This is a genomic window from Labilibaculum manganireducens, from assembly GCF_002843385.1.
In the GTDB taxonomy this organism is placed as follows: Bacteria; Bacteroidota; Bacteroidia; order Bacteroidales; family Marinifilaceae; genus Labilibaculum; species Labilibaculum manganireducens.
Window position 1 is genome coordinate 57,321 of record NZ_MVDE01000028.1, and the last position, 6,932, is coordinate 64,252.

4 protein-coding genes are annotated in these 6,932 nt (G+C 36.7%); 3 read left to right on the forward strand and 1 reads right to left on the reverse strand.

Going from position 1 to position 6,932, the window contains the following annotated elements:
• Positions 1–179 precede the first annotated feature (179 nt).
• Positions 180–1,616 carry an MATE family efflux transporter gene (locus tag BZG01_RS15880; RefSeq protein ID WP_101310826.1) on the reverse strand — a complete coding sequence of 479 codons (1,437 nt, stop codon included), beginning with the start codon at positions 1,614–1,616 and terminating at the stop codon, positions 180–182.
• A gap of 605 nt (positions 1,617–2,221) precedes the next feature.
• Between BZG01_RS15880 and BZG01_RS15885 the strand changes: the two genes are divergently transcribed.
• The 3 genes from BZG01_RS15885 (at position 2,222) to BZG01_RS15895 (ending at position 6,726) form a co-directional block, all read left to right on the forward strand.
• Positions 2,222–4,804, forward strand: coding sequence for a S9 family peptidase (locus BZG01_RS15885; protein WP_101310827.1), 2,583 nt, complete (start codon positions 2,222–2,224; stop codon positions 4,802–4,804).
• 332 nt (positions 4,805–5,136) lie between these two features.
• On the forward strand, positions 5,137–5,907 hold the full coding sequence (gene yaaA / locus BZG01_RS15890) for a peroxide stress protein YaaA (protein WP_101310828.1): 771 nt from the start codon (positions 5,137–5,139) through the stop codon (positions 5,905–5,907).
• A 105-nt stretch (positions 5,908–6,012) separates the two neighbouring features.
• Positions 6,013–6,726, forward strand: a complete 714-nt coding sequence (locus BZG01_RS15895; protein WP_101310829.1) for a hypothetical protein — start codon at positions 6,013–6,015, stop codon at positions 6,724–6,726.
• The last annotated feature ends 206 nt before the right edge of the window (positions 6,727–6,932 follow it).

Here is a 6,932-nt window from a genome sequence, read left to right on the forward strand (position 1 = left end):
GCGAACAGCATCGCAACTTTTTGCGGTAAGCATCCTTCAAACGCTGCCTCACTATGCGGTATTCTCTCCTTCGTTATAAAACAAAATTTCCCTGCTTAGTAACCAAAATCCGGCTATTAACTGTTTCACTGCCAAAAAAAAGCCTGAAGAAACATTCGTTGTTCTTCAGGCTTTATTCACTATACTTTCATCAACTTCCACTTCCCTTGTTTAAACCAAAAAAGGGCAATTAATGTAAGCGTCATTTCTGCTATTATTATCGAATAAAATACTCCCTTTTGATCCCAACCCAATTGAATGGCCAGAAAATAAGCAAGTGGAATTTCAATAATCCAGAAACTAATCAGATTGAAATAGGTTGGTGTCCGGGTATCACCGGCTCCGTTTATTGCATTCAACAACACCATTCCCAAACCATAAAAAACAAAACCCATGCTGATTACCTGCAAAGCCTGAATTCCATTAGCAACAATGAATTGATCAGGTGTAAACAACTCGATAAAAAAACGTGGAAACAAGTAAAATACAATTCCCATTAAGCCCAAAAATACGACATTAATTTTTCCTGCCGCCCAAACAGATTTCTCTGCTCTGTCGGGCTGATTTGCTCCCAGGTTCTGCCCTACCAATGTCGCAGCAGCGTTGCTCAATCCCCATGAAGGCAGGAGAATGAATATCAGCAGCCGAATGGCAATGGTATAACCGGCTATAGCTGCACTTCCAAATTCTGCCATGATCCTCATCAAACCAATCCAGCTCGATGTAGCAATGATACTTTGCCCTATTCCCCCAACCGATAAGCTGACCAATTGCTTAATTGTCGCCCATTTTAGCTGAATATGTTTCCATTTTAAATGAATCTTCCCTTTTCCCTTGCCAAGCATAACAAATTGGTAAACTACAGCCAAGCCTCGTCCCAGACTTGTAGCAATAGCGGCTCCTTCTACTCCCATGGCCGGGATTGGTCCCCAACCAAAAATCAACAATGGATCCAAAACAAGATTCAAACAATTCGCAACAATTAATACCCTCATCGATAAAGCAGCATCACCCGCCGAACGAAATATGGCATTATTGATAAAAAGAAGCATGATAATCACGTTACTTCCCAAAATAATGGTCGCATACCCCGACATTTCATTCACAATGGTTGAATTGGCTCCCATTAAAGCCAATAAATCCTTCGAATAAAAAATCCCGGCAAACGCAATAAATACAGATACAAACACACCTGTTACAATGGCCTGAAATGAAACCTTTGATGCTTCTTCTGGTTTGTTCTCGCCTATGCGCCGGGCAACCAAAGCGGTTGTTGCCATCGATAATCCAAAACCTATTGCATACACAATGGTAATCACCGATTCGGTAATTCCTACTGTAGCCACAGCATCGTCACCCAATTTGGAAACGAAAAATATATCGGCCACAGCAAATACCGATTCAAAAATCATTTCCAATACCATAGGAATCGCAAGCATAAAAAGCGCTTTGCTAATCTTCCCGTTGGTATATATTTTTTCACTTCCCGAGAGTGCCTCCAGAAAATAGTTCCACAGTCTCCCAAGTTTATTTAATTGATCTAAAATTCCTTCCCTTACTCTTATATTATGGTGCATTCTGTTTTCGTTTTTGATGTTCAATAAACTCGTTTACTCTTTCTCTTATTCTAAAACAATTTGTTTTATTGCCAACCGGATCTTTCACCGTGGCTTGCCCGCAGCAATACATTGATGTGCTCATAATTTACCCTCCAAAATTTTAGGTGTGTAGATATACGTATCGAGTGGCTTTCGCCCCCGTTACAATAAAAAAATAAAAATTAATGTGAATACGGAAAGCTTAAGCTGATTTAGCTCTTATAAGTGCAAGGTGATGATGTGACAATTGTATTCATAGCTTTCCTCCGTTTTTTTGAGTAAAACAAATATAAGTCATTTTCATTAATTCATTTATAACATGACCTTTATTTTTTTTACAACTCCCGAAATATTGAATAAAAAACAAATGAATTTGCACTTATCGTGTTAAACGGCACAGATATCTAAAAAGGACTGGTTTCCCAACAAATATCCTTTTTTATCAAACTAAAATTCCATAGTATTGATGTTTAAAATGCCAAAGCGGTTTTTAACACACTGGGAAATGATCATCTCAGCAGGCTAAATTCTCCCGAAACAAGTTCAGGACAGGCTATCTGACAAAAACTTAAAATTATAAACAGATGAAAAAATATTTTGTACCTACAATGATGGTACTGCTAACTGCAACCACATGCAGCTTCGCACAAAAAGAAAACAGCAAAAGCATTACAATTGAAAACTGGCTTCAAACCGATCCTGTAAGTTTACAACTGCCAGCTTTCCACTCTACAAAAAACATCGAAGGAAAAACCTTCGAATTACAAAACCTTTTACAGGACAATCAGCTTGAAATAGATGAACTTCAACCTGCTGAAAAGGATCATTTAAAGTGGAACGGTGAAAACTTACAATGGAGCAAAACAGCCGCCAATAAAAAAGGTTTTACAGGCAGCAAATCTGCCGAAAACAGCCTTTTGTTTTATGCGTCTTATTTCTCTGCGGATGAATGGCTGCAAGCAAAATTAATTGTAGAAGCCTATCCAATGCTTGAAGTATATATTGATGGAGAAAAAAAGATTTCTCACTACGGGGAGGAAACTGATGATGCCAAGGAGCTTTCGGAAGAACTTAAGCTTGAACCCGGTAAACACTGCATTCTGGTAAAAGTTGTTAGCGGGAAAAAGAACGACTTTAAACTTGGTATTACTCCCAATAAGCCCTGGGATGAAAACAATATAACATTATCCTTATCGCCTGAGAAAAGCATTACCATTCATAAAGTATTGGATGGTGAAAATGTGCAAAACATTCAATTATCTTCCGATGGAAAATTAGCCTTGCTAAGCTTTAGCAGAACACTTCCTCCATCGGACAATAGTGAGAACTGGAAAGAAATTCAGGAAATTGAGAGCGGAAAAACCTTATACACCTTCCGGGGAAGTCAACTGGCAAACATACAGTGGCTGCCTACAGGAAACCGTATTTCGTACACCAAAGAATACAACGAAAAAACTAGTTTTTTTGTTTTTGATTTTGAAAACGGAAGAGAAACCGAAATAACCAATAGTATTGCTGACTTTTCGGATTACAACTGGACTCCCGATGGAAAACAAATCATTTTCTCAGTAACGAAAGATTATTCGGAAGATTGGAAGATCAGAAAAATTCAGGGAATGGAAGATCGTTTGCCTTGGTTTCGAACCCGAAGTTTCTTATACAAACTGGATGTTGCCAGCGGCGTAAAGCAACGCTTAACTTATGGAACGATCACAACCAGTCTGCAGGATATCAGTCCCGACAGCAAATACATTCTTTTTTCTCAATCACATCCCGATTACAAGGAATATCCATACGATAAACAAAATCTTTATCAGATGAACCTCGAAACTTTTGGGATTGATACCATCTGGAAAGACAAACTATTTGGTGGTTCGGCACAATATTCTCCCGACGGCACTCAGCTTTTGGTTCAGGCAGGTCCTTCCTGTTTTGGTAAACTTGGCGAAAACATTGGCAAACAGCCATTGGCCAATAATTATGACGGACAATTGTACATTTTCAATCTGAAAAACAAAAAAGCCGATCCAATTACCATTCATTTCGACCCATCGGTTAGCCAGGCAGTTTGGAACAAAAGGGACAAAAATATCTATTTAAAAGCAAATGATAAAGATTATATCCGACTGTATCGTTACCAACCAACGAGTAAGGCGTTCAACACTTTACAAATAAATTCAGATGTTATTGGCAACTTTAGCCTTTCGGCTAACGGAAAAAACATTGCCTGCACAGCATGCAGTATATCTTCACCTTACAAAGCTTTTGTTTATGAATTGGCTTCGAATACAAGTAAACTGATCTCCGATCCGCAAAAAGAGAATTTGAAACACGTGAAATTTGGAAAAACAGAAGACTGGAATTTCACCAAAGAAGATGGTAAAACCATTATTGGAAGAATTTACTATCCTCCAAACTTCGACTCCAATAAAAAATATCCTGTAATTGTAAATTATTATGCAGGCACATCACCTGTTGAAAGAAGTTACGGTGGCAGATATCCTTTGAATCTTTATGCATCAATGGGATATGTTGTTTATCTGCTTCAGCCAAGCGGAGCTGTTGGTTTTGGACAGGAATTTTCAGCTGAGCACCAAAACAACTGGGGAATTACCACCGCTGATGAAATTATTGAAGGAACCAAAAAATTCTTAAAAGCCCATTCCTTTGCTGATGCAGATCATGTTGGTTGTATTGGAGCATCCTACGGTGGTTTTATGACCATGCTGCTGCAAACCAGAACCGATATTTTTGCGGCAGCCATTTCGCATGCCGGCATTAGCGACATTACCAGTTACTGGGGCGAAGGTTATTGGGGATATTCCTATAGTGTGAATGCTTCCGGCAAATCATTTCCATGGAACAATCGAAAACTATATATCGATCAAAGTCCATTATTCAATGCAGATAAAGTTGTAACACCAATGTTACTAATTCACGGAAGTGTTGACACGAATGTACCTCTTGGTGAAAGCATTCAAATGTATCAGGCATTAAAACTACTGGGAAAAGATGTAGACTTTGTTCAGGTAAAGAATCAAGATCATCACATTAAGAATTACACTCAACGAATACTTTGGAACAACACCATATTTGCCTATTTCGCAAAACACTTAAAAAACCAGCCACAATGGTGGGAGGATTTATATCCGGATAAGAATTTATAGTCTGACGGTTTTGATTGTTAACGCTTTGATTTCAAGAGCAAATTGTAATTTTAGTTGTGTTCTTCAATGGCAAAAGTCATTAGCAATCAGCCGTTGGCAGATAAAGACCAAGGGCTAATTACTGCGTTCTTTTCTGATACCGATGCTTATCCCATACTCCAAAGCCGGCTAAAATATGCTGATAAATTAAAGGGTGTTCTTAAGCAGAGCACCCTTTTGCTTTTCAGGATCAATTCATAGACAAAACCTAAGTCTTTATCAATAATGATAAACACTATTGATGCTTCAGTCAATTATAAGTAATTTTAAATTCAACACTAAAAAAGTACGCTATGCTAATTGTAATATCGCCCGCTAAAACACTGGATTTCGAAAGTCCGGCACTCTCAAACCTATATTCTGATGCTTCTTTTTTAAAAGAATCCAAACTTTTAATCAAAGAGCTCCGCAAACTTAAAGTCGACAACATTGCGGATCTGATGGGAATAAGTCCGAAACTGGCACAACTGAATTTTGAACGATTCCACTCGTGGAATACTCCCTTTACTACGGCGAATTCCAAGCAAGCTTTATTGGCCTTTAAAGGCGATGTTTATACGGGTATTGATGCCACAACTTTCTCTGAGGAGGATTTTATCAGATCTCAAACAGATCTTCGAATCCTTTCCGGATTGTATGGTGTTCTTAAACCAATGGATTTAATTCAGGCCTATCGTCTTGAAATGGGCAAAAAAATAAAAACAGGCAGAGGAGACAATTTATATCAATTTTGGGGAGATACGATTACGAAATCAATTAATCAGAGTTTAAAAGAAAACGATCACAAACATTTAATCAATTTAGCATCCAACGAATATTTTAAATCGATTAATAAAAAGAAAATAAAAGCTGAAATTATCACTCCTGTATTTAAGGATTTAAAAAATGGAAAATACAAAATGATTAGCTTCTTTGCCAAAAAAGCAAGAGGATTAATGACTCGATTCATTATTCAGAATAAAATTACTGATCCCGAAGAATTAAAAGCTTTTGATTTGGATGGATACATGTACAACCCAATGCTTTCAAACGAAAATAATCCTGTTTTCACAAGAGATCATTAAAGAAAAATTACCTTATTTAAAAGCGTTTAAGGCCTTGTTTTTACTCACAATTTTTACTAAGTTTAAATAAGACAATCTCAATAAAAACCTGAAAATCCTTCTCCTATGACTGATAAGAACATTGTAGTTAAATTCGGAAGCCTGCTTAAAGAGGAAACCCTTGAAGTTATTGACAGTAAAATATTGCCTAATACAATTGTTTTAGAAGCGACCAACCCTTTTCCCGGCTACTATGAATATTATGAAGGAATTCAAAAAGATATTAAACCTCATTACATTTATTTGGTAACCAGCAAAAAATGTGATTTAGAAGAGTTTACACGGGTTACTCAAAAAATCATGTCTTATTTTGAAGTGGATTTTCATGCTGCTATGGGTACCATTACAATTTATAACGATGTTTATCATGTAATAAGAATCAGAAGATTAACCGAGTATGATCAAATAAAAGATCTGCAATCGTGCTACATAGAAGAAGGTATTAATTTAAAATCGAATGCGACAATACCGCACAACTCCAAAGCAATGATTCAATTGGATAAATTTTTTGCATTGGATGAACTTGGTAATGGATATTTCTCTGATCACATTGAACCAAACCATGGCTATTTTACCATTCCACAGAAGCTAAGCTGGAAGCAATTTGAGCACTTAACACAGCAGGTGAAATACAATATGGATATGTTCCATTTTGATGCCTCTCTCGGCTTTATTTACGACAATTTTAAAGCTGTAGACATGATCCGTATTTATGCTGAAAATCTTGACCTTGAATTATTGAAAAAGATTAGAGCCAAATTTATTGAAAGAATTAAATAATTAAATTTGAATCAAATATGAAAAGGGCTGTCGATAACGACAGCCCTTTCTTTATGAGTTTTATTTATTTTCTATTTGTCAATAGTTCGTTAAGTTTTGACTTATAATGTTGAAAATGAGAAGAATAAGCAGTGTTTAAGTTTGGATAATCCCTTAAGAATCAGTATCTTAATGTTTGTTTTCGAAGCAATTATTAAGTATGACTC